Here is a 23,242-nt window from a genome sequence, read left to right on the forward strand (position 1 = left end):
CGGGTCTGTAGGCAGTATACTACCACCACGCGTGGAAATGATGTACCGGACCAATGCCCTTCCCCACTTCCAGCGTGCCCGCCTGCGCCAGCGCCGCCGAAAGCCATGCCTTCGCCTCGTTTACCGTCTCTCCCCAACTGCGATGCCGGGGCCGTAACGCCGCCAGCGCCGCCGACAGCGTACAGCCCGTCCCATGCGTATTTTTGGTGTTCACACGCGGCGCGCTAAAACGCTGCTCGCCCTCGCGGGTAAAGAGCCAGTCCGGGCTTTGCGCATCCTCTAAATGCCCGCCTTTCATCAATACCGCTTCACACCCCATCGCCAGTAACGCCCGCCCCTGCACCAGCATCTCCTGTTCCGTACGCGCATGGGGCGCATCCAGCAACGCTGCGGCTTCCGGCAAATTAGGCGTAATCAGCGATACCTGCGGCAACAGCCGGACGCGTAATGTTTCTATCGCAGAGGGCGAGAGCAGCGGATCGCCGCTTTTCGCCAGCATCACCGTATCCAGCACCACATTACGTACATGATGGCGCTGTAACCGTTCCGCCACGGCCTCGACAATATCGGTTTCCGCCAGCATGCCGATTTTTGTGGTATCAATGCGCACATCGCCGAACACGGAATCAAGTTGAGCGGCGACAAAGTCCGGCTCTATCCGGTACACCGACTGTACGCCACAGGTATTTTGCGCCACCAGCGCGGTGATGACCGAACAGCCATATGCGCCCAGCGCGGAAAAGGTCTTGAGATCCGCCTGGATACCGGCCCCGCCGCTGGGATCGGTGCCGGCAATCGTCAGCGCGTTAATTCGTTGCATTGGCCGCCTCCACATCCAGATGATAGAGCGCATCAAGAAAAGCCGGGATGAAGCTGCCCGGTCCTTCGCTACGCTCTGCCGCGGCCTGTCCAGCCAGTTTCATCCAGCAGCAGGCCGACGCGACATTGTCCAGCGCGGCGCCCGGTAACGCGCAACTGGCGGCGACGACCGCCGACAACGCGCAGCCGGTGCCTACAATGCGAGTCATTAACGGATCGCCGCCGGGAATGCTCAGCGTGCGCTGACCATTAGTGACGTAATCTACCTCTCCGGTAACCACAACGATGCAGTCTATCTGACGCGCCAGCGCCTGCGCCGCAGGCAGTGCGGCCAACGCCGCCTCGGTGGTATCTACGCCGCGTCCGCCCAGCGCCATGCCGGATAACGCCAGGATTTCCGAGGCGTTGCCGCGTATTGCCGCCGGGCGCAGGGACAAGAGATCCAGGCAAAATCGCCGACGAAATTCCAGCGCGCCCACCGCGACAGGATCAAGCGTCCACGGCGTTTTGGCATCATAAGCGCTTTCTACCGCCGCACGCATCGCGTCAGCGCGTGAGGCAGTTAATGTTCCGACATTAATCAGCAAGGCGTTGGCGATGGCGGCAAACGGTCTGGCCTCGACAGGATCAATCACCATGGCGGGTGAAGCGCCCAGCGCCAGCAACGTATTGGCGGTAAACGTTTGTACGACGTCATTCGTCATACAGTGCGTAAGCGGGGAGAGCGCGCGAAAGTGTTTTAACGTATGCGCCGCAAGCGTGCGGCAGTGCAGGTCAGGCTGCATGGTTCAGCTCCTGCCCGCGTGAAGAAGGGACACGAGCAGTGTCAGACTTCCCTACGCTGGCATTATCCAGATCAGGTGGTACGGGTATTTCTCAGCCTTCACAAAGAAGGGCACCCCGAGTCGTCAAGCCCCACCGTGTTAAGCGGGGTTTCGCTATTAAGCATACTGTCTGCGCCAGACAATGTAAATTTACAGTCAGCGGCGGACGATAATTTCAGCGTTATCAGATAGTTCTCAAAACCTATTCGGTTCTGGCAAACTTGCTGGCGGATATGTTGCTGCACGACGCTTTCGTTTACACTTTTTACGAAAAGGGGCGTGAGATAACAAAATAGCGCTTGTCAGATACGCCACCAGCAGAAATGATACACACGATGTTAACTGACCCGCATATGTGGAGGGTAAAAGTATGAAAAGTAAGTTGCTGCCTTGCGCGCTGTTGCTTGCAACCAGTTTTGCATGGGCCGCCCCCGCGACAACGGGCATTGATCAATATGAGTTAAAAAGCTTTATCGCCGACTTCACCCACTTCAAGCCCGGCGATACCGTTCCGCAAATGTACCGCACCGATGAGTATAATATTAAACAGTGGAAATTACGTAATCTGCCCGCGCCAGATGCCGGTACTCACTGGACCTATATGGGCGGCGCGTATGTACTGATTAACGATACCGATGGAAAAATCATCAAAGCCTATGATGGCGAGATTTTTTATCATCGATAATGATATACGCACTCTTTCTATAAAGAGTGCGTACCGCATAAATTTAATTATAAGATACCACGATTAATGCTTTCGATTGTAATGGCCCCGCTTTAACTTTTGCAGGATCGAGAACATAATATGTGGCAAAGACAGGAATAGCTTCCACCGAATTCACTGCGCTGCCTTTGGCATAGGTTTTGAAAATACTATTTATCGCTACTCCTTTGTTTATTTTAAGCAGGCTCCGATTTGAATCTCTTAAGATAAACCCAACGCCATTATCGTTATCCGGTTTCAGGACTGCTTCATTCTCATCCCAGACTAAATCACTACGTAGATTTACCGCTATTTGCCGTGATGTCAGCATCGCATTCCGCACCTGATTTTTGCAATCCAGAATAATATCACCCTGCTTAGAAAACTCACTAACCTCTCCTTTAGCACGGAGTTTAGTCATAGGCACCGGGTCCAGTGTGATGGTGAGATTCTGGGGGGCGCAGGTAGTTTCTTTACGGTTGTAATTTATCGTTAAACTGGCTTTATAAACGCCTTTCCCATTCAGATCAGTGATAACGTTTGCAACACACTCTCTATTCCCCCAACAGCCAATATATCTTAAAATAAATACCACCCAATCGCTACTGCTCCATTGATTCTTTGCACCCGACATCACCGTTATATTATCTATCGTAACCGAGTACCCCCCCCTGGCAGACACAGTCACCGCCTCCAGTGAGTTTATTTCTGAAATCGTTATCTTATAGGGGGCTTCAATTACACCGTTTTGATTGCGCATATTTATCGCACTACTGCTCTGCCATTCAACTTTTAACTTTAACTTAACACTGTCATTCGGTCCCATACCGATAATATGATCGGATGTCTCTAATTTAGTCACAACATCACTATTAGAACAATTGGCATCTGTGAAACCATTTGTAATAATGGCTGACTCCTCCCCCCCCAGCATTAAGCTGTCGGATTGAATCGTATAATCCTTCGTGTTGGTTAAGGTCGCATTACACGCCGCGTAACCCAACTGCGTAAACTGCATCATCATTAATAAAAATAGTAGTCTTTTCATGGCGTCACCTAAAGATTACCGACAAATATAAACGTTATTTTCATCAATCTGTTTATCAAAAGTGATCTTACAGAAAAGACCCTGTTGTTTATCTGTTGCGATTTTTACCGAAATGGGAACCTTTTCAGTACGAATAAATACCCGGCTCCCCTGACCTACCAGTCCTACATTATTTCCCTCGTCATCTTCCACTTCATAACCAAATGTTAAAGGCTCGCCATCTGCGCGCCGCGCCAGGAAATAAAAAGGTTTACTGGTCTCTGTTTCAAAATGAACCAATACTACGGCTCCGCGATAAGGCACTGTAACTTTTCGATTTCCCAACAGGGCGACATCGCTTTCACTCTCAGAGACATCAAGAGAGATAAAATTTTGCCGGTATGGCGTCAATGCTTCAAATACGGCATAACCTTTTGCATTGGTACGTAAATAGGGACGCCCCTGCACCGCCGCGCCTTCCAGGTACGGCGCGTTAATAATCGCGATAGTATCATTAAGGCGAGAGGCTAAATGCACGCCATCGGCCCATGCAACCAGCCCTCCCTGAATATTTCCGCCCACCTGATGGTATTTATTGGACTGGCTGTAACTGCCGCCGACTGTCGCCAGCGGGGCGTTCCAGGTTACCGATCCCCCGAATGTCGTTTGGTGTTCCTGTCGCTGCTGGCTGAGGTTAGTCGTATAATTAAACTGATCGCGATTACCGAACGTGCCGCTAAGGCTGGTGTTATTCGCCTCATAACCTTGATCGTCAAAGGTGGTAGAATTCGATAAATGGATATCACGATTTCCCCCATTCTCCTTTAATCCCCATGTTAAGGGAATCGATAAATAGATATTAAAGCGCTTATCTTCACGGTTATTGCTGTCATACGTCTGAGTTGCCGATAGCGTAAAACTGAGCCGCTGCCAGGTATTACTGTAGCTTAACTGATAATCCTTTCCCGTGCCGCTACGCCCCCAATAGTCGCGCCACAGAGCGCTGGCAGTAAAATATCCCCACCCATCGGGTAACGTCTGATTAATATTGAGAGTGAAAGTATTTTTACGCCCAAAGTCATTCTCATAATAATCAGCAATATCATAAATATCGTCATCATCGCGACGATAGTTATCCCGGTTATTAGCCCAGACATGATCGTTAAAAGTGCGATAATCACGTGATGAGTAGCGATACGCTGCCAGAGAAAAATGGGTGGCCGATTGCGGGAGATATTTATTCCAGGCAACCTGGTAGCTTTCCCCATCAAAAACATCGCCATTATCCTGCTTGCTATGAGACAACGTACCGTCGACAGATACCGCGCCAATCAGCGTGTTCCATCCGGTGCCAAGGGTAAATGAGCGATAATCGCTGGCTAACATCGTTCCGCCATACAACGTTAGCAGGTTATTGACCCCGTACTGATAGGTTCCCTGGAGAAAATCAGTTTGCTGAGAGGCTCCTTCAATTCTGCTTCGTCCGGCGGCGAAATCATATTTTGCTACGCCGGGCTGCACCATATTGGGAACGGAAGAATACGGAACAATAAACCGTGAAACAGTACCGTCAGCCTCTTTAACGCTCACGTCCAGATCGGCTCCCCCCCCTGCCAGCTGAAGATCTTCAAATACAAAGGGGCCAGGCGGAACTTCTTTTTGATAAACAATGAAGCCATTCTGTTCAACCGTCACCAGGGCGTTACTTTGCGCCACGCCACGCACAACCGGAGCGAAATTTTGCTTAGAGTGCGGCAGCATTTGCATATCACGCCAGAAGCGCACCCCGCGAAAGCGCACCGTATCAAACATATCCCCGCTGGTGTACTGTTCCCCCAGACGCATTGTCCCCAGTACCGCCGGGAAATCACGTTCCAGATACAGAGTATTGCTCTGCCATTTACCAGCTGAGTTTTCACTTTTGGAAAAGTTAGCATTAGAATGTAATTGCCATCCAAGCAGATTCAACCCGCTGACAAAATTTGCGTAAGTATTTTTCTCACTACCACCACTTTTATAATGGCTGTAATATTCACTAGCATAGTAGGAAGTATAAAAAGCGTTAATCCCGCGGTCCCATGTCTCTGGAGACGCATAGCCCGCTTCATATTCCAGCACATAAGCCTGAGGGACGCTCAGATAAAGGTTAAATGCGGCAGTGTCATAAGAAACGCTACCTCCATGGACCACCGTTTTCAGCGCAATACATTCATTTTCTACTGTTGTACTCTGCGGGGTAAATTTAATTCCCAGGCTGGCGATCAGGTCCGGAGAAATACAGGTGCTATCGTGGTCATCCTGAATATTAACCTCATAAGTTCCACGCCATTCTTTATTGACATAAACGTCCATTTCATAAACGCCAGCCATGGGTTTGGTGCTATCAATCTGATAACGAGACACCTTTTCACCTTTCAACCCACCGAACATAAAGTTAGTATCGAATGTTTCTTCTTCAGCCCAGGCGGGTGAAATAAGTAATGCTGCAAAAAGTGACAGCGTGATGGCGTTTAACTTTTCCATTATCTATCCTTAGGTGAATTCCCCGCTTTTAATTTTCTATTTTGATAGTCTCGTTTAAATAATTACCAGAATCATCAATTAACGTCACGGTATAGCTATTTACGACTACCGTTGTGGTGATACTCTGCGATGACCATGGAGCCAGTAACAATGTTTCTTTATTTACTTTACTTTTTGCTTTAACTTCTGGAATAGTGATCCAGTTTGCGGAATTATTTTTCACGCTAATACTCCCTGGCGCACGAAGCAACTGCAAGCGGGAAAATGTCGCTTTATCAACTTTCTGTATCCCCGGTGGGCGATAGATCAACTTTATCCGGTTTTGTAGCGCAAATTTAATGATATTTTTATCTTTGTTCTCGTCTGAATTTGGTGGAATATCCAATACATTGAGGTAGAAAAGACTTTCACGATCGCCAGGCAAGTTATTAGCGAGCTTCTTTATTTTTAATTGCTGACCTGAATTTGCCGCAACTCTAATTACAGGGGGGGTCATAATAAATGGAACCTGTAATTTTTCTGGCGGCAGGCTGGTATCACCGTTATCAATCCACGCCTGGATGAGTGAACTTCGTTTACCGTCATTCATTAATTGTACGGTAATATCTTTTTTCTGCGCCGGATAAATAATACGTGTACCGTATATATAAATGCCGCTCCACGCAGGCATAGCGGCACAAGCCAGGCATAATGCAATCATCCATTTCATGGCCGATAACCTTATAAAAGAGATACAAGCGGCTAAAAGCTTAGCCGCCAAAAAACGATTGTTAATCAGTTAATACCGTCATCGTCAGTACAGATTCAACAGAACCTGGTGTTACAGTATTTTCAACGGCGGCATAGCGGGCAGAAAAGTTCAGGGTATATACACCATTTTCAAACTTACTTGAATTCAGAGTGTAATTCCCCGCCTCATCCGGTTTCACCTGAGTACCATCAAGATAAACAGCGAAGCCCGCACCATTATTAGTAGCATTATTTTTGGTGATTTGCATATTATCCACAAATTGAGAACGGTTAAAACTAATTCGTGGATTAGCTGTATTCGTACATTTTACTTTTAAAATCGCCTCTGGGCTAGTGTATCCTGTATATATATCGCCAGGGTTTAAGTCAGTCAATCTATCAACACCTACCTGGGATAATTCAATAGTCGCGCTATTTGCACCTTCGAAAGTACAGGATGTTCCCACCACTTCTCCGTTTATTTTTAATTCTCCCATATCTTCATCAGCAGCAAAAACCCCAGCGCTCATAAATACAGCAGACAATACAGAAGCAGCAATAAGTGAACGTTTCATAATCTCTTCCTTAATGAAGTAATTTCTATTTGTTAAGAGTTATTAACCCTTGCAAAGAAAATTCTCATAGACAGGAGGTTATCGCAATGTAAACACGATGTTTTGTTGATTTAAAACAATTTACAGATTGCAATATAATTGCAACAAATAATCATTGCTTATCATTATTTTGTAAACTTATTAATTTCCGAAATTTACTGCCCTTAAATATAAACACAACAAATAAAAAAGCCCATATCATTGATATCAATGATATGGGCCTGCGGAATTAATAAGAATTAATCGTAATGATTAACAACTATCTGTCGGGTGCTATCACCAGGCACCGTGTATAGCTGCGTTGTCACACCTCTCATCGGCGTAACGGCGGGTGTTTGCAGAGTTGAAACGTGGATAGTGTTGCCGCAACGCTGCTGCAACTGTGCGTTTACCACTTCTGTACTGCACGTTGGCGCGGTCACTTTTCCACTGATGGTTAATGTTGCGGTGTCGGAGGCAAAAACGGGTACGCTTATCCCATAAGCCGAAACTATAATTCCCATCAGCAAATATTTTTTCATAGTGAGCAATTGTTCCTCTGGTGAACGTCAAACAGTATGCAGGCCGTCCTGATGAGCAGTATGAACGTATCGATACCTTAAAACCAATTGAAAAAATAAATCAGTAGGATAGGTATGATCAATTCAAATAATGTTTTTGCCGATTATTTCAGATAAACACCTGTCTGTTTAAGCAGGAATTAACAATGCGGGGGCTATTATTTTATTAATACATTCACTGCATCAATATATATTAATGCAGTGAATGTCATATTCTCTTTGGAATACGTCAGGAGGATTACACCGCGCGGAAGGCGATTTCTCCCGGAATCACTTCACCCTGCCAGTAAAGCTGTGCCGCAACGCGATCGGCCAGTTCGCGATAGATCGCGGTAAATTCGCTCTCCGGACGGCTAACCACCGTCGGCGTACCACGATCGAGATCTTCGCGCAGACTAATATGCAACGGCATCTGACCCAGAAGCTGAGTATGGTATTTTTCCGCCAGCTTCTGCGCGCCGCCCGTGCCGAAGATCGGTTCGTGATGGCCGCAGTTGCTACAAATATGCATACTCATATTTTCCACAATGCCGAGCACCGGCACTTCCACCTTCTCGAACATCACGATACCTTTTTTGGCGTCGATCAGCGCGATATCCTGCGGCGTAGTCACCACCACCGCGCCGGTAACAGGAATGTTCTGCGCCAGCGTTAGCTGAATATCCCCGGTTCCCGGCGGCATATCCAGTACCAGATAATCCAGATCCGGCCACAGCGTCTCCTGCAACATCTGCATCAGCGCCTTACTGGCCATTGGGCCGCGCCATACCATCGCGTTATCGTCAGTCACCAGATAGCCGATCGAGTTGGTCGCCAGGCCGTGAGACATAATCGGCGCCATATGCGTACCGTCTGGCGATGTCGGGCGCTGATCTTCTGCGCCAAGCATGGTTGGGATCGACGGACCGTAAATATCGGCATCGAGAACCCCGACCTTTGCGCCTTCAGCCGCTAACGCCAGCGCCAGGTTTACCGCCGTGGACGATTTCCCCACCCCGCCTTTACCGGAGCTCACGGCAATGATGTTTTTCACGCCATTAATGCCAGGCTGATTTTTGACGCGTTTCAGCGTCGCAATGTTGTACGACAGTTTCCAGTCGATCGCTTTTGCGCCCGTAATACGTAACAGATCGGCGCTGCATTGCTCTTTTAATACCTCAAACGCGCTGTTCCAGACGAACGGCATGACCAGCTCAACGTGCAGCGTATCATCCATCCAGGCGACGTGGTGCAACGCCTTAAGCGTGGTGAGGTTATGCTTCAGGGTTGGGTGCTGAAAATTCGCCAGCGTCCCGGCGACCATCGCTCGCAGGGTATCTGGTGATTTGGCCTGGGATTGTTCGTTCATCCCGACTCCTTTTGTAGTTCTGAAAAGTACGATTGTAACTTTGTAGTTTACTCCAGCGGTAACAATTATTCATTTACGGATAAATGCCCTTATCGATTGGCGCAGTAATTACCATTTTGGTACTATCAAAGCCCTTTTTTACAACAGAAGAAGTAATACCCACTATGACTCAAGTCGCGAAGAAAATTCTGGTAACGTGCGCGCTGCCGTACGCCAACGGCTCTATCCACCTCGGCCATATGCTGGAGCACATCCAGGCTGATGTCTGGGTCCGTTACCAGCGAATGCGCGGCCATGAGGTTAACTTCATCTGTGCCGATGACGCTCATGGCACGCCGATCATGCTGAAAGCGCAGCAGCTTGGTATTACGCCGGAGCAAATGATCGGTGAAATGAGCCAGGAGCACCAGACCGATTTCGCTGGTTTTAATATTAGCTACGACAACTACCACTCAACGCACAGCGACGAGAATCGCGAGCTGTCCGAGCTGATTTATACGCGCCTGAAAGAGAACGGTTTTATTAAGAACCGCACTATCTCTCAACTCTACGATCCGGAAAAAGGCATGTTCCTGCCGGACCGATTTGTGAAAGGCACCTGCCCGAAATGTAAATCCGCGGACCAGTACGGCGATAACTGTGAAGTCTGCGGCGCAACTTACAGCCCGACCGAACTTATCGAGCCGAAATCCGTGGTGTCCGGCGCGACGCCGGTAATGCGTGACTCCGAGCACTTTTTCTTTGATCTGCCGTCATTCAGCGAAATGCTGCAGGCGTGGACCCGCAGCGGTGCGCTGCAGGAGCAGGTGGCGAACAAAATGCAGGAGTGGTTTGAATCCGGCCTGCAGCAGTGGGACATTTCCCGCGACGCGCCGTATTTTGGTTTCGAAATCCCGAACGCGCCGGGCAAATATTTCTACGTCTGGCTGGACGCGCCGATTGGCTATATGGGTTCCTTCAAAAATCTGTGCGATAAGCGCGGTGACACGACCAGTTTTGATGAGTACTGGAAAAAAGACTCCGATGCCGAGCTGTACCACTTTATCGGCAAAGACATCGTCTATTTCCACAGCCTGTTCTGGCCTGCCATGCTGGAAGGCAGCCACTTCCGTAAGCCGACCAACCTGTTCGTTCACGGTTACGTGACGGTGAACGGCGCGAAGATGTCTAAGTCTCGCGGCACCTTTATTAAGGCCAGCACCTGGCTGAAACACTTTGACGCCGACAGCCTGCGCTACTACTACACCGCGAAGCTTTCTTCACGCATTGATGACATCGACCTGAACCTGGAAGACTTTGTCCAGCGCGTCAATGCCGATATCGTCAATAAAGTAGTCAACCTGGCCTCGCGTAACGCCGGTTTTATCAATAAGCGTTTCGACGGCGTGCTGGCGGCTGAACTGGCCGATCCGCAATTGTATAAAACCTTTACTGACGCCGCTGCGGTGATTGGCGAAGCATGGGAAAGCCGTGAATTCGGTAAAGCTATCCGTGAGATTATGGCGCTGGCCGACATCGCTAACCGTTATGTTGACGAGCAAGCGCCGTGGGTGGTGGCTAAACAAGAAGGCCGCGACGCGGACCTGCAGGCCATTTGCTCAATGGGCATCAACCTGTTCCGCGTGCTGATGACGTATCTGAAACCGGTACTGCCGACGCTTTCTGAACGCGTTGAAGCCTTCCTGAACAGTGAGTTGAACTGGGATGCCATCGAACAGCCGCTGCTCGGTCACAAGGTCAACACCTTTAAGGCGCTCTACAATCGCATCGACATGAAGCAAGTTGAAGCGCTGGTTGAAGCGTCTAAAGAAGAGGTGAAAGCCGCAGCTGCGCCGGTTACCGGCCCGTTAGCCGACTTCCCGATTCAGGAAACCATCACCTTTGACGATTTCGCCAAAATTGACCTGCGCGTAGCATTGATTGAAAATGCTGAGTTCGTAGACGGTTCTGACAAATTGCTGCGCCTGACGCTGGATCTGGGCGGCGAGAAGCGTAACGTCTTCTCCGGCATTCGTTCCGCCTACCCGGACCCGCAGGCGCTGATTGGCCGCCAGACGGTAATGGTCGCCAACCTCGCGCCGCGCAAAATGCGCTTTGGCGTCTCCGAGGGAATGGTGATGGCCGCAGGACCTGGCGGGAAAGATATCTTCCTGTTAAGCCCTGATGACGGCGCGAAGCCTGGCCAACAGGTGAAATAAGCAACAAGCCGGAGCATGCTCCGGCTTTTTTAACCGCTTAATCCTGACTGGCATATCACCCCATCCGCGTGTTTTAACTTTTTCCTTAATAAGCAATAGCGTTAAGACTCCATATCCGGACTGCTAAATAACGGCTAAAAGTCATATTCTATCTCTCCCTGATACATTGCTATTACTGGGTTAAATTAATTCATTGAAATTATTTTAAAAACCCAATCATTATATAAAATGGAGTTTTAGATGAAAATTTCTGGCAAGTTATTGTCCGCGGCTTTGGCTTCCGTACTGGTGTTCTCTCTTGCTGGCTGTGGCGATAAAGAAGAATCAAAGACCTTTAACGCAAACCTGGCGGGGACAGAAATTTCAATTACCTACACCTATAAAGGTGACAAAATCATTAAGCAGACGTCTGAAAGTAAAATCAGCTATGCCACTGTAGGCGCTAAAACGAAAGAAGATGCCGCCAAAATTCTCGATCCGCTGAGCGCGAAATATAAAAATATCGCCGGAGTGGAAGAAAAATTAACCTATGAAGATACCTATGCCCAGGAAAACGTCTCTGTGGATATGGAAAAAGTGGACTTTAAAGCGTTACAGCAAATCTCAGGGACAATGGTGTCCGGCGATACCAGCAAAGGTATCAGCATGAAACAAACCCAGACGCTGCTGGAAGCTGCTGGTTTTAAAGAAGCGAAATAACTGGCAGGCATAATGTATTGCATCGACTGGTAAAGTCGCTCAGGGCGCTGCTTCGGCAGCGTCTTTTCTTTATGAATTCCGAAAAAAGACAGCCTCGCTGTAAGTCCCCTCGCCAAAGCCTATAATCCCTGAATTCCTGGCCACACCAATACTTAACGACAAGGAATTGTTATGCAGGTTCTACGTCTTATGGCACTGCCACTATTCGCGCTCTCTCTATCGGTTAGCATAACTGGCTGCGATCAGAAAAACGATACTCTCCAGGGAAAGCAAAATAACATGACAGCGTTTATCAAGAAGATAGCCGCTAGCAAAGAGTCAGAGGAAACACAACGCTATGTAGGTAATCTCAACGGTATTGAAATCAAGTTAACCTATTACTACAAAGGGGATATCGTTTTACGTCAAATATCTGAACATAAACTACTTTATAAGACCCTGAAAGCCAATAATAAAGAAGAAGCACAAAAAATGCTGAGTCAAGTCGGCGAAGCTTATCAGGGTATGCCGGGTTTGACTGAACGAATCGACTATTATGATAGCTATGCTACGGAATATGTGGATATTGATTTTACCCAAGCAAAAATAAGCGACCTCTGTAAATTGCCAGGATCATCAATTGACAACTGTTCCGCGTACTATCTGTCAATGATTCGCTCGCAGAAACTGTTGGAAGAGAGCGGGTATCATAGAATCAATTAGTATAATAATGCGTTTTCCCGGTCAGACAGGACGCTGCCGGGAACAATACCGCAGAATTACTTCGCCGCGTGTTCACGGGCCGCCAGACCGCGCAGAAAATAACGCATAAACTGATCGCCGCATTCGCGGAAGTTCTTATGGTCCGGCGCGCGCATCATCGCGGTGATCTCTGGCATTGAGACACGAAACAACTGACCGGTAAGTATCGACAGGATATCATCTGTTTTTAGCGAAAAGGCAATACGCAGCTTTTTCAGCACAATATTGTTGTTGATACGACGTTCCGCCGTCAATGCAGGCGCCGCCTCATCTTTGCCGCGTTTTTCATAAATGAGGCCATTGAGAAATGAGGACAACACGATATCCGGGCAACGCTGAAACCCCTCTTCCTCTTCTTTGCGCAACCAGATTGCTATCTGCTCCGGCGTAGCATCAACGTTACCCAGCGCCAGGATACGCGCCAGATCGGTATTATTAGCTTTTAAAATGTAGCGCACGCTACGCAGAATATCGTTACTCAGCATGAGGCCTTCGGTCGTTTCTATGGCAAAACGATATTCTAACAGTCTTTTACAGGCCAATCGCCTCTTTTAAACTTTTCAGATAGCGACGGCTTACCGGCACCGTCAGGCCGTTGCGTAAAATCAGCTCTGCCTGCCCATTATCCTCCAGCCGAATTTCCTGCAAATGGGCCATATTCACCAGAAACTGACGATGACAACGCAGTAGCGGCGTCCGGCTTTCCAGCGTGCGCAGCGTCAGCTCGGTAAACCCCTCTTTACCTTCACTGCTGGTCACATAAACGCCGCTCATACGGCTACTGACAAAGGCGACATCATCCATTTGCAACAAATAGATCCGGCTGTGTCCGGTACAGGGAATGAATTTAAGCGCCTGCTGGTTTTCCGGCAACAACGAAACATCCTGTTTACTGCGCTCCTGACGCAGACGATGTAACGTTTTCTCCAGCCGTTTCTCCTCTATCGGCTTGAGCAGATAATCAAAAGCGTGTTCTTCAAAGGCTTTGATGGCGTATTCGTCAAACGCGGTTAAAAAAACGATATACGGGCGGTGTTCCGGGTCAAGCATTCCTACCATCTCCAGTCCACTGATACGCGGCATCTGAATATCCAGAAACAGCACATCAGGTCGCAGCTTATGTACCGCGCCAATCGCTTCTACCGCGTTCGCGCACTCTCCCACAATCTCAATGTCATCCTGCCCCTGGAGCAAAATCCGCAGATTTTCCCGCGCTAACGGCTCATCATCCACAATCAGCACTTTAATCATGCGTCCTCCTCCAGTGGAAGTCGTAATGTAATTCGGGTAAAACAGTCCGGCTCGCAGGCCACGCTAATACCATAATCATCGCCAAAGTGTTCGCGCAGACGTTTATCAACCAGACTCATCCCCAGCCCGCTACTGCCGGCGGAAGGCTGATACAGTCCCGCATTATCTTCAATATCTAACATCAAATGCTGCCCTTCGCGCCGGGCGCGAATAGCGACGTTGCCGGTATCAAGCAGTTGCGACGTGCCATGTTTAATGGCGTTCTCAACAATCGGCTGTAATGTAAACGCAGGCAATTTCTGACGTGAAAGCGTCGATGGAACATCAAGCTGTACCTGCAGACGCGACTGAAAACGCGCTTTTTCAATTTGCAGATAAGCGTTCACGTGTTCAATCTCATCCGCCAGCGTGACGATTTCCGACGGGCGTTTTAAATTTTTGCGAAAAAAGGTCGACAAGTACTGCACCAGTTGGCTGGCCTGTTCGCTGTCGCGACGAATCACCGCTTTAATGGTATTGAGCGCGTTAAACAGAAAATGCGGATTCACCTGCGCGTGCAACAGCTTGATCTCTGACTGCGTCAGCAACGCCTTCTGCCGTTCATACTGCCCGGCCAGGATCTGCGCGGATAAAAGCTGCGCAATACCCTCTCCCAGGGTGCGGTTAATTGAGCTGAACAGTCGGTTTTTCGCTTCGTACAATTTAATGGTGCCCATGACTCGCTGATTTTCGCCACGCAGCGGGATCACCAGCGTCGAACCGAGTTTACACTGCGGGTGTAGCGAACAGCGATACGGCACTTCGTTGCCATCGGCATAAACCACCTCTCCGGTTTCAATTGCTTTCAGCGTATAACCTGATGAAATGGGTTTGCCCGGTAGATGGTGATCGTCGCCAATACCAGTAAAAGCCAGCAGTTTTTCACGATCGGTGATGGCGACGGCGCCAATATCCAGCTCCTGATATAACACCTGCGCCACCTTCATACTGTTCACTTCGTTAAATCCCTGACGCAGAATCCCCTCCGTTGACGCGGCGACCTTCAGCGCGGTAGCAGAAAATGCCGAAGTATATTTTTCGAACATGGCGCGCTTATCGAGCAAAATACGCATAAACAGCGCGGCGCCAACGGTATTCGTCACCATCATCGGCGCAGCAATATTACTGACCAGATGCAGGGCATCGTCAAACGGCCTGGCTATCAGTAAAATGATCAGCATCTGCACCAGTTCGGCAACACACGTAATTGCTCCCGCCGTCAGCGGGCTAAACACTTTGTCCGGGCGTCCGCGACGTATGAGAACGCTGTGTACCAACCCGCCCAGCAGCCCTTCGACGATGGTGGAAATCATACAGCTCAGCGCCGTCATGCCGCCCATAGAATACCGATGTAACCCACCGGTCAGGCCGACCAGCCCGCCGACGACCGGCCCGCCGAGTAGGCCGCCCATCACCGCGCCAATCGCGCGGGTATTGGCAATCGAATCTTCGATATGTAGCCCAAAATAAGTGCCCATAATGCAGAAGATAGAAAACGTGACGTAACACAGAAGCTTGTGCGGCAGACGAACCGTGACCTGCATAAGCGGGATGAACAGGCGCGTTTTACTCATTAGCCACGCAATGACCAGAAACACGCACATCTGCTGAAGCAGCAGCAACACCAGATTAAACTCGTACATACCCGCAAACCACACTTCAATTAAAAGCGCGTAACATACATTGAGTACGATTAACTTTCTTTGAACTGTTGCATAAAAATATGAATTCGTGAATACGATCACTTAAACGCCGCGCCGCAACCCGCTACTTCGCGTTTTAATGCATAAAAAACAGGCAAAACTTCCTGGTTCCTAAAAGAGCGTCTAAAGTTAAACCGGGACCTCGCGAGCAAGGGTGAAACGATGGCGCTTTACACAATTGGTGAAGTGGCTTTGCTTTGTGATATCAATCCTGTCACGTTGCGCGCGTGGCAGAGACGTTATGGACTTTTAAAACCACAGCGAACGGATGGCGGTCATCGTCTGTTTAACGATGCCGATATCGACAGAATCCGCGAAATCAAGCGCTGGATAGATAACGGCGTCCAGGTCAGCAAAGTCAAAGTGCTGCTCAGTAGCGACAGTAGCGAACAACCTAACGGCTGGCGCGAACAGCAGGAGATCCTGCTGCACTACCTGCAAAGCAGTAATCTGCACAGTTTACGGTTATGGGTCAAAGAACGCGGTCAGGATTATCCTGCCCAAACATTGACCACTAACCTGTTCGTCCCACTGCGGCGACGATTACAGTGCCAACAACCCGCCCTTCAGGCGCTGCTCGGCATTCTTGACGGTATCCTGATCAACTATATTGCGCTCTGCCTGGCGTCTGCGCGTAAGAAACAGGGAAAAGATGCGTTGGTGATCGGCTGGAATATCCATGATACCACCCGCCTGTGGCTGGAAGGTTGGGTCGCCAGCCAACAGGGATGGCGAATCGACGTGTTGGCGCATTCGCTTAGCCAGTTCCGCCCGGAACTTTTTGACGGCAAGACGTTACTGGTATGGTGCGGAGAAAACCAGACGCTGGCGCAGCAGCAGCAACTTTTGGCCTGGCGCGCCCAGGGACACGACATTCATCCCCTTGGCGTTTAAACAGCAGCTAACAAATTCGCTTTAATGTATACTCCTTTTATTAACATAAGGAGTACATAATGCGCGTAGCGAAAATCGGGGTGATCGCCCTTTTCCTGCTGATGGCTATTGGCGGTATCGGCGGCGTGATGCTGGCAGGTTACAGTTTTATTTTGCGTGCCGGGTAAGCGCGCGCGTCAGCCTTTCAAACAGGCGATCGATAATGATCGCCGCCAGCGCCACCAGCAGCGCCCCCTGGATAACATAGGCCGTATTAAAGCCGCTAAGCCCGATAATGATCGGCGTGCCTAACGTACTGGCCCCCACCGTTGAAGCGATGGTCGCCGTACCAATATTGATAATCACCGAGGTTCGGATGCCCGCCAGAATCACCGGCGCGGCCAGCGGCAGCTCAACCTGATACAACTGTTGGCGATGGCTCATTCCCATACCGCTGGCAACGCTCATCACGCTGGCAGGCACCGCGCCCAGCCCGGCCAGGGTCGCCTGCAGGATGGGCAACACCCCATACAGGATCAAGGCGATAATGGCCGGTTGCTGACCAAAACCCATGACGGGTACCGCGATCGCCAGTACCGCGACCGGCGGAAAGGTCTGCCCGACGGCGGCGATAGTCTCCACCAGGGGACGAAACTCTTTCCCACTTTCTCGCGTGACCGCAATCCCTGCGCCGACGCCCACCACGACGGCAAACAAACTTGAGATGCCCACCAACCAGAAATGGGCGAGCGCGAGGGCGGCAAAACTCTCCTGTTGGTAGACCGGGCGCGGTAAATCGGGAAACAGCGCGGCGAAGAACGGCTGGCTATAAGGCAATCCAAACAGCAGAAGCAAGAACAGAACAATAAGCCAGAGAAGCGGATCACACAGTCGTTTCACGGGGGGACGTCTCCGAAAGTAGATCGCGGAAATGGAGCGTACCGCAGGGCTCGCCCTGCTGATTCGCCACCGGCAGGACGTCGCACCGACGGGCGACAAACATCGATAGCGCATCGCGTAGCGTCATCTCTTCCACCAGCGCGTCGCCGCTGAGCTGTTCATGCCGACGTACATAATCGCCTACGCTACGTAACGAAAGCAGCCTTACGCCCAGCTCGCTGCGGCCAAAAAATGCCTGCACGAAATCATTTTCCGGCGAGGTCAGCATAGAAAGCGGCGATCCCTGCTGGATAACATTGCCCCCGTCCATCAGCACCAGATGGTCGGCGAGGCGTAGCGCCTCGTCGATGTCGTGCGTCACCAGTACGATGGTGCGCCCCAGCAGCTGATGAATGCGGGTCATCTCCTGCTGCAATGCGCCGCGCGTTACCGGATCAAGCGCGCCGAAAGGCTCGTCCATCAGCAATACCTGCGGATCGGCAGCCAGCGCCCGCGCAACGCCGACCCGCTGCTGTTGCCCGCCGGAAAGCTGATGCGGATAGCGATCGCGCAGCGCGCTTTCCAGACCCAATAATGCCATCAGTTCATCAATACGATCGTTAATCCGCGCACGCGACCACTTTTGTAGTTGCGGTACGGTGGCGATATTTTGCGCCACCGTCCAGTGGGGAAAAAGGCCGATAGACTGAATGGCATAGCCCATGCGACGGCGCAGTTCAAGCACCGGCAGGCTGCGGATCTCTTCCCCGGCAAAACGGATCGTTCCGCTATCATGCTCTACCAGCCGGTTAATCATCTTCAGAGTGGTCGATTTTCCCGAGCCGGAGGTGCCAATTAACACCGAAAAGCTGCCTTCGCTAAAATGCAAATTGAGGTCGCTAACAGCCTGTTGATCGCCGAAGGTTTTACTGACATGGTTAAATTCAATCATCGGTTGCTCCCTTCAGAAACGCGATCCATAAATCAAACAGCGCGTCGATCACTACCGCCAACGCAATCACCGGAATGACGCCCAACAGGACTAAATCAATGGCGCTGCTCAATAGCCCCTGAAACACCAGGGCGCCGAAACCTCCCGCGCCAATCAGCGCGGCGACGACGGCCATTCCCACTGTCTGGACCATTACTACCCGCAGGCTACGTAAAAAGACCGGCAGCGCCAGCGGCAGTTGCACATGCCTGAAGCGCTGGCCGCTACTCATTCCCATGGCTCTTGCGCTCTCCAGCACATCGCGCGGCACCTGATTGAGCCCGGCGACCACGCCGCGCACCAGCGGCAATAACGCATAGAGCACCAGAGCTATCAGCGCAGGCGTCATGCCGGTTCCCGCGACGCCGAATTCGGCAAGCCACGGAAACTGTTTCACCAGCCCGGCCAACGGCGCAATCAGCAGGCCAAACAGCGCGACGGAAGGGATAGTCTGGATCACATTCAGCACGGTAAACACCGGCCCCTGGCGTGAGGCGGAAAAATAACACCAGACGCCCAACGGTAGTCCGATCGCCAGCGCCGGCAGCACCGTGCCCGCCAGTAACATCAAATGTTGCACCAGCGCGGCATCGAAAACATCCTGGCGGTTGGTATACTCTTTCAGAAGCGAGAGGTTGTCGAACGTGCCTGAAAACAGCAGCACCAGCGGGACAATGACAATTTGCGCGTGCAGCAACCAGCGCCACAGCGGCCCAACGGTAATACGGCGGATCGCATCGCTACAGGCCAGCAGCATCAGACCGAGGCCCAGCCACAATCCACTTCCCAGACTGGTACGCGCCAGCGGACTGCCCTCCTGCGCCAACTGGGTCGCCGCCCTGCCGACTCCCCACAGCATGACAATAAAAAGCGTCTGCGCCATCATCAGCGTCAGTACGCTACCGCGTTTACCGGGTACAAAGCACAGCGTAAACAGCGCGCATCCCGCGCCAGTCAGCATCCAGATTGTCGCCGGCCAGATCTCCCATAACTGGCGCCCCTCGCCGCTCACCAGACGATTCGGGGCGTAATTAATGAAAGGCAGCGCGACAGCAAGCAAGGTCAGAACAACCAACAGCAACAGCACACGATTAACCGTGATTTTTTTGGCAGCATCACTCACAGATTACTTCACCCACCCTTTTTGTCGGAGGTAATCTGCGGCGACTTTTTTCGCATCCAGCCCTTCTACGGCGATTCTGGCGTTCAACTGTTGCAGCGTTTTCTCATCAAGGCTGGCGAAAACGGGCTGCAGCCAGTCGGCTATCTGCGGATAGGCCTGTAACACCGATTCACGCACTACCGGCGCGGGCGCATAGATAGGCTGGACGCCTTTCGGGTCGCTCAGGGTTTGCAGACCCAGCGCGGCGACCGGGCCGTCGGTGCCATACGCCATCGCGGCGTTAACGCCGGATGTTTGTTGCGCGGCGGCTTTGATCGTGACCGCCGTATCGCCGCCCGCCAGCGACAAGAGCTGGTTCTGATTCAAGGTAAAATCATAGGCTTTTTCAAATGCCGGCAGCGCATCCGCCCGTTCGATAAATTCCGCAGACGCCGCCAGTTTAAAAGTGCCGCCCTCTTTCAGATAACGGCTGAGATCGGCAAGCGAGGAGAGTTTATTTTTTTCAGCGATGTCCTGGCGTACCGCGATGGTCCAGGTGTTATTTGCCGGCGCAGGCGTCAACCAGACCAGCTTATTCTGCTCCGCATCCAGTTTTTTGACTTTCTCAAAGCCTTGCTTTGCATTTTTCCATGCCGGATCGTTTTCATCTTTAAAAAAGAACGCCCCGTTACCGGTGTATTCCGGATAGATATCCAGCTCTCCGGCGGTAATCGCGCCACGAACGACTGGCGTCGTCCCGAGCTGAATTTTATTGACCGTTTTAACGCCGTGGCTTTCCAGTACCTGCAAAATCATGTTGCCGAGCAGTGCGCCTTCGGTATCAATCTTTGACCCGACCGTCACGGGCGATGCCGCCTGTAGAGGTAAACTCACCGTCGCCAGCAACGCCAGCGAACTTACCCATAGCTTTGAGATCGTCATGATGCTTTCCTCATCCTTTTACGGCCTTTTTCAGAGACTTGAGAAAAAAGCATAGTTGAAAAGTCTGCGTTTAACCTGGGATTTTCCGGCAGTTTAAGTGACGTGGCAGGCAATAAAAGGGGGGACAGGAAAAGTCATTGCCAGACAGGGCGCTGCTATCGCGCCCTGTTGACGGCAGGCTTACAGTAGCTCGAACGATCCTTGTTTAACGCGAGCGGAATCCACGCCGATAAAGACGTTGAACTTGCCGGGTTCCGCGTCATATTTCATCTGCTGATTCCAGAACTTCAACGCCTCGATATCAATCGGGAAACTCACGGTTTTACTTTCGCCGGGCTTGAGGGTGATTTTTTCAAAGCCTTTTAATTGCTTCACCGGGCGGCTCATTGACGCCGTGACATCCTGTAAGTACATCTGGATGACCGTGGCCCCTTCGCGTTTACCGGTGTTCGTGACCTCTACGCTGGCCGTGACTTTGCCGTCGCGTTGCATTGTCGGTGAGGAGAGCGTGACGTCAGACACCGTAAATGTGGTGTAGCTCAGACCGTAACCAAACGGATAGAGCGGGCCATTCGCTTCGTCAAAATAACGTGAGGTGTATTTGTTTGGCTTTTCAGGATTATACGGGCGTCCCGTATTGAGATGGCTGTAATAGACCGGAATTTGTCCCACCGAACGCGGGAAGGAGATCGGCAGTTTGCCTGACGGGTTGTAATCGCCAAACAGCACATCGGCAATGGCGTTGCCGCCTTCCGTCCCGGCAAACCAGGTCTCCAGAATCGCATCGGCTTGTTGATCTTCTTTTACCAGCGCCAGCGGTCTGCCGTTCATTAATACCAGTACCAGCGGCTTACCGGTGGCTTTCAGAGCGGTGATTAAGTCGCGCTGACTCTGCGGAATGGTGATATTGGTACGGCTGGAGGCTTCATGCGCCATCCCCTGCGACTCGCCTACCACCGCGACCACCACATCGGCCTGTTTCGCCGCCTGCACCGCCTCATCAATCATCGCCTGCGGTGAGCGCGGATCGATTTTCACCGCCTCTTCATACAGGTTTAAGAAATCGACGATATCTTTATCGTTAGTGATATTCGCCCCTTTGGCATAGAGGATCTTCGCCCCGTCGCCGACGGCATTTTGAATACCCGCCAGCACCGTCACCGACTGATTCGCGACCCCAGCAGCAGACCAGCTTCCCATTACATCACGTTGACTGTCGGCCAGCGGCCCAACAACGGCAATGGTGCCCGATTTTTTCAGCGGCAGCGTTTCCAGCCGGTTTTTCAGCAGTACCACACTTTCCCGCGCCACTTCCCGCGCCTCTTTACGATGCAGGCGGCTTTCGGCATTGGTGTCCACCGGGTCGCTCTCTTTCGGCCCCAGATGGCTATAGGGGTCGTTAAACAATCCCATGTCATATTTTACGTTGAGCACATGGCGCGTCGCGTCGTCCAGTTCCGCCATCGTCACTTTGCCCGACTTAATCAGACCCGGCAGATATTTGCTGTAATACTCATCCGCCATGCTCATATCCACCCCTGCCTTTAGCGCCACGCGCACCGCATCTTCCGGGTCGGCCGCGGTACCGTGTTTAATCAGTTCTTTAATAGCGCCGTGGTCGGAAACGGTAATTCCCTTAAAGCCCCACTCATCGCGCAGGACATCTTTCAATAGCCAGGAATCTGACGTCGCAGGCGTGCCGTTCAGCGAGTTCAGCGCCACCATCACCGCGCCGCTCCCCGCATCCAGCCCCGCTTTGTACGGCGGCATGTAGTCATTAAACAGACGCTGGGAACTCATATCCACGGTGTTGTATTCTTTACCGCCTTCAACGGCGCCATAGGCGGCAAAATGTTTCACGCTGGTCATCACCGAATAGCGGTCCGCCGGGCTTTTGCCCTGCATCGCTTTCACCATGGTTTCGCCCATGATAGAGGTTAAATATGTATCTTCGCCAAAGCCTTCGGAGGCGCGTCCCCAACGCGGATCGCGGGAGACATCCACCATCGGCGCCCAGGTCATATTCAGGCCGTCGTCCGCCGCTTCATACGCCGATACGCGTCCTACGGTTCTTACCGCATCCAGATTAAAAGAAGAAGCCAGACCGAGGCTTATCGGGAAGACGGTTCGCTGGCCGTGTACCACGTCATAGGCAAAAAAGAGAGGAATTTTCAGGCGGCTCAACGCCATCACCTGATCCTGCATTTGACGGATATCCTGGCGGGTGACGGTATTGAAAATCGCCCCTACCTGCCCGTCTTTGATCATCTCGCGAATCGCTTCTTTCGGGTTATCAGGGCCGACGCTAATCAGACGTAACTGACCAATTTTTTCATCAACAGTCATTTTCTTGAGTAAATCCGTGACGAACGCGTCGCGCGCTTCGGGCGTCAGCGGGTGATTGCCAAACAGGTTTTCCGCCAATGCTGGCTGCATCGCCAGACTCACAGCAACACCTACTGAACATAACCATTTCATGTTGAGTCTCTCTTTATCTTTATCCCGACGAGGCGGTAAAAACAGAATAAAAACCGCAGTTTGCCATAAGCCTAAACGCGAGAGGAGAAGAAAGCGAAGGTTATTCTCCTAATTTTCCGCACAGTCGAATACACAACCGCCAGCAAATGGTATCAAGGCGGCAAATGAATACCACCAACACAGAAACAATTTGAATGAG

At 51.1% G+C, this 23,242-nt stretch carries 22 protein-coding genes and 1 riboswitch; of the genes, 6 read left to right on the top strand and 16 right to left on the bottom strand.

Annotated features, from left to right (window positions below; genetic code table 11):
- Positions 1–19 precede the first annotated feature (19 nt).
- Together thiD and thiM are read right to left on the bottom strand one after the other, a co-directional pair.
- The gene (gene thiD, locus ACLJRS_RS06940) at positions 20–820 is read right to left on the bottom strand and encodes a bifunctional hydroxymethylpyrimidine kinase/phosphomethylpyrimidine kinase (RefSeq protein ID WP_001188952.1); all 801 of its coding nucleotides are present in this window, start codon (positions 818–820) and stop codon (positions 20–22) included.
- Complete coding sequence (gene thiM / locus ACLJRS_RS06945; RefSeq protein WP_001182158.1) at positions 807–1,604, bottom strand: hydroxyethylthiazole kinase; 798 nt, start codon at positions 1,602–1,604, stop codon at positions 807–809. The genes thiD and thiM overlap by 14 nt, the downstream gene beginning before the upstream one ends.
- 31 nt (positions 1,605–1,635) lie before the next feature.
- A riboswitch (TPP riboswitch) is annotated at positions 1,636–1,732 on the bottom strand.
- A 281-nt stretch (positions 1,733–2,013) separates the two neighbouring features.
- On the opposite strand from thiM, the gene rcnB reads away from it, so the two are divergent.
- Positions 2,014–2,328 (top strand): Ni(II)/Co(II) efflux transporter accessory subunit RcnB, encoded by a 315-nt coding sequence (rcnB, locus tag ACLJRS_RS06950; protein WP_000837534.1) that lies wholly within the window; start codon positions 2,014–2,016, stop codon positions 2,326–2,328.
- 43 nt (positions 2,329–2,371) lie between these two features.
- Here the strand turns inward: rcnB and ACLJRS_RS06955 are convergent, their stop codons facing one another.
- From ACLJRS_RS06955 to apbC, 6 genes are all read right to left on the bottom strand, one after another.
- Positions 2,372–3,394: a fimbrial protein gene (locus ACLJRS_RS06955; protein ID WP_000825916.1), complete on the bottom strand. Its 1,023-nt coding sequence runs from the start codon at positions 3,392–3,394 to the stop codon at positions 2,372–2,374.
- Positions 3,395–3,409: 15 nt separating this feature from the next.
- Positions 3,410–5,896: a fimbrial biogenesis outer membrane usher protein gene (locus tag ACLJRS_RS06960; RefSeq protein WP_410957765.1), complete on the bottom strand. Its 2,487-nt coding sequence runs from the start codon at positions 5,894–5,896 to the stop codon at positions 3,410–3,412.
- Positions 5,897–5,924: 28 nt separating this feature from the next.
- Positions 5,925–6,605 (bottom strand): fimbrial assembly chaperone, encoded by a 681-nt coding sequence (locus ACLJRS_RS06965; protein WP_000871806.1) that lies wholly within the window; start codon positions 6,603–6,605, stop codon positions 5,925–5,927.
- A 61-nt stretch (positions 6,606–6,666) separates the two neighbouring features.
- Complete coding sequence (yehD, locus tag ACLJRS_RS06970; RefSeq protein WP_000830689.1) at positions 6,667–7,200, bottom strand: fimbrial protein YehD; 534 nt, start codon at positions 7,198–7,200, stop codon at positions 6,667–6,669.
- Positions 7,201–7,478: 278 nt separating this feature from the next.
- Positions 7,479–7,760 (bottom strand): DUF2574 family protein, encoded by a 282-nt coding sequence (locus ACLJRS_RS06975; protein ID WP_000760407.1) that lies wholly within the window; start codon positions 7,758–7,760, stop codon positions 7,479–7,481.
- A 277-nt stretch (positions 7,761–8,037) separates the two neighbouring features.
- On the bottom strand, positions 8,038–9,147 hold the full coding sequence (apbC, locus tag ACLJRS_RS06980; protein ID WP_001005424.1) for an iron-sulfur cluster carrier protein ApbC: 1,110 nt from the start codon (positions 9,145–9,147) through the stop codon (positions 8,038–8,040).
- A 164-nt stretch (positions 9,148–9,311) separates the two neighbouring features.
- Between apbC and metG the strand changes: the two genes are divergently transcribed.
- From metG to ACLJRS_RS06995, 3 genes are all read left to right on the top strand, one after another.
- Positions 9,312–11,345 (top strand): methionine--tRNA ligase, encoded by a 2,034-nt coding sequence (gene metG, locus ACLJRS_RS06985; RefSeq protein ID WP_000195330.1) that lies wholly within the window; start codon positions 9,312–9,314, stop codon positions 11,343–11,345.
- A gap of 240 nt (positions 11,346–11,585) precedes the next feature.
- Positions 11,586–12,044 carry a YehR family lipoprotein gene (locus tag ACLJRS_RS06990; RefSeq protein ID WP_000703137.1) on the top strand — a complete coding sequence of 153 codons (459 nt, stop codon included), beginning with the start codon at positions 11,586–11,588 and terminating at the stop codon, positions 12,042–12,044.
- Positions 12,045–12,215: 171 nt separating this feature from the next.
- Complete coding sequence (locus tag ACLJRS_RS06995) at positions 12,216–12,746, top strand: YehR family lipoprotein (protein ID WP_001197951.1); 531 nt, start codon at positions 12,216–12,218, stop codon at positions 12,744–12,746.
- Between the two features lie 56 nt (positions 12,747–12,802).
- Here ACLJRS_RS06995 and ACLJRS_RS07000 read toward each other — a convergent pair whose 3' ends face one another.
- Genes ACLJRS_RS07000 through ACLJRS_RS07010 form a run of 3 tightly spaced genes read right to left on the bottom strand, consistent with a single transcriptional unit; the run spans position 12,803 to position 15,718 of the window.
- Positions 12,803–13,270 carry a DUF1456 family protein gene (locus ACLJRS_RS07000; RefSeq protein WP_410957766.1) on the bottom strand — a complete coding sequence of 156 codons (468 nt, stop codon included), beginning with the start codon at positions 13,268–13,270 and terminating at the stop codon, positions 12,803–12,805.
- Positions 13,271–13,316: 46 nt separating this feature from the next.
- Complete coding sequence (btsR, locus tag ACLJRS_RS07005; protein WP_000598637.1) at positions 13,317–14,036, bottom strand: two-component system response regulator BtsR; 720 nt, start codon at positions 14,034–14,036, stop codon at positions 13,317–13,319.
- On the bottom strand, positions 14,033–15,718 hold the full coding sequence (locus ACLJRS_RS07010; RefSeq protein WP_000272850.1) for a sensor histidine kinase: 1,686 nt from the start codon (positions 15,716–15,718) through the stop codon (positions 14,033–14,035). Before ACLJRS_RS07010 ends, btsR begins: the two co-directional genes overlap by 4 nt.
- A gap of 222 nt (positions 15,719–15,940) precedes the next feature.
- Here ACLJRS_RS07010 and mlrA point away from each other — a divergent pair, with 222 nt between their 5' ends.
- Both mlrA and ACLJRS_RS07020 read left to right on the top strand, forming a co-directional pair.
- A complete protein-coding gene (mlrA, locus tag ACLJRS_RS07015) occupies positions 15,941–16,672 on the top strand; it encodes an HTH-type transcriptional regulator MlrA (protein WP_001240417.1) in 732 nt (243 codons plus the stop codon).
- A gap of 59 nt (positions 16,673–16,731) precedes the next feature.
- Positions 16,732–16,839: a protein YohO gene (locus tag ACLJRS_RS07020; protein WP_001261696.1), complete on the top strand. Its 108-nt coding sequence runs from the start codon at positions 16,732–16,734 to the stop codon at positions 16,837–16,839.
- On the opposite strand, the gene ACLJRS_RS07025 is transcribed toward ACLJRS_RS07020, so the two are convergent.
- The 5 genes from ACLJRS_RS07025 to bglX form a co-directional block, all read right to left on the bottom strand.
- Complete coding sequence (locus ACLJRS_RS07025; RefSeq protein ID WP_000824851.1) at positions 16,820–17,551, bottom strand: ABC transporter permease; 732 nt, start codon at positions 17,549–17,551, stop codon at positions 16,820–16,822. The genes ACLJRS_RS07020 and ACLJRS_RS07025 overlap by 20 nt on opposite strands.
- On the bottom strand, positions 17,535–18,482 hold the full coding sequence (locus ACLJRS_RS07030; RefSeq protein WP_000569168.1) for an ABC transporter ATP-binding protein: 948 nt from the start codon (positions 18,480–18,482) through the stop codon (positions 17,535–17,537). The genes ACLJRS_RS07025 and ACLJRS_RS07030 overlap by 17 nt, the downstream gene beginning before the upstream one ends.
- Entirely contained in the window at positions 18,475–19,644 is a 1,170-nt protein-coding gene (locus ACLJRS_RS07035) for an ABC transporter permease (RefSeq protein ID WP_001278121.1), read from the bottom strand. Before ACLJRS_RS07035 ends, ACLJRS_RS07030 begins: the two co-directional genes overlap by 8 nt.
- 3 nt (positions 19,645–19,647) lie before the next feature.
- The gene (locus ACLJRS_RS07040; RefSeq protein ID WP_000155876.1) at positions 19,648–20,565 is read right to left on the bottom strand and encodes an ABC transporter substrate-binding protein; all 918 of its coding nucleotides are present in this window, start codon (positions 20,563–20,565) and stop codon (positions 19,648–19,650) included.
- 180 nt (positions 20,566–20,745) lie between these two features.
- Positions 20,746–23,043 carry a beta-glucosidase BglX gene (gene bglX, locus ACLJRS_RS07045; protein ID WP_000871555.1) on the bottom strand — a complete coding sequence of 766 codons (2,298 nt, stop codon included), beginning with the start codon at positions 23,041–23,043 and terminating at the stop codon, positions 20,746–20,748.
- Positions 23,044–23,242: the final 199 nt, after the last annotated feature.

Origin of the sequence: Salmonella sp. SAL00670, assembly GCF_046552235.1 — a bacterium.
GTDB classification, from domain to species: Bacteria; Pseudomonadota; Gammaproteobacteria; order Enterobacterales; family Enterobacteriaceae; genus Salmonella; species Salmonella enterica.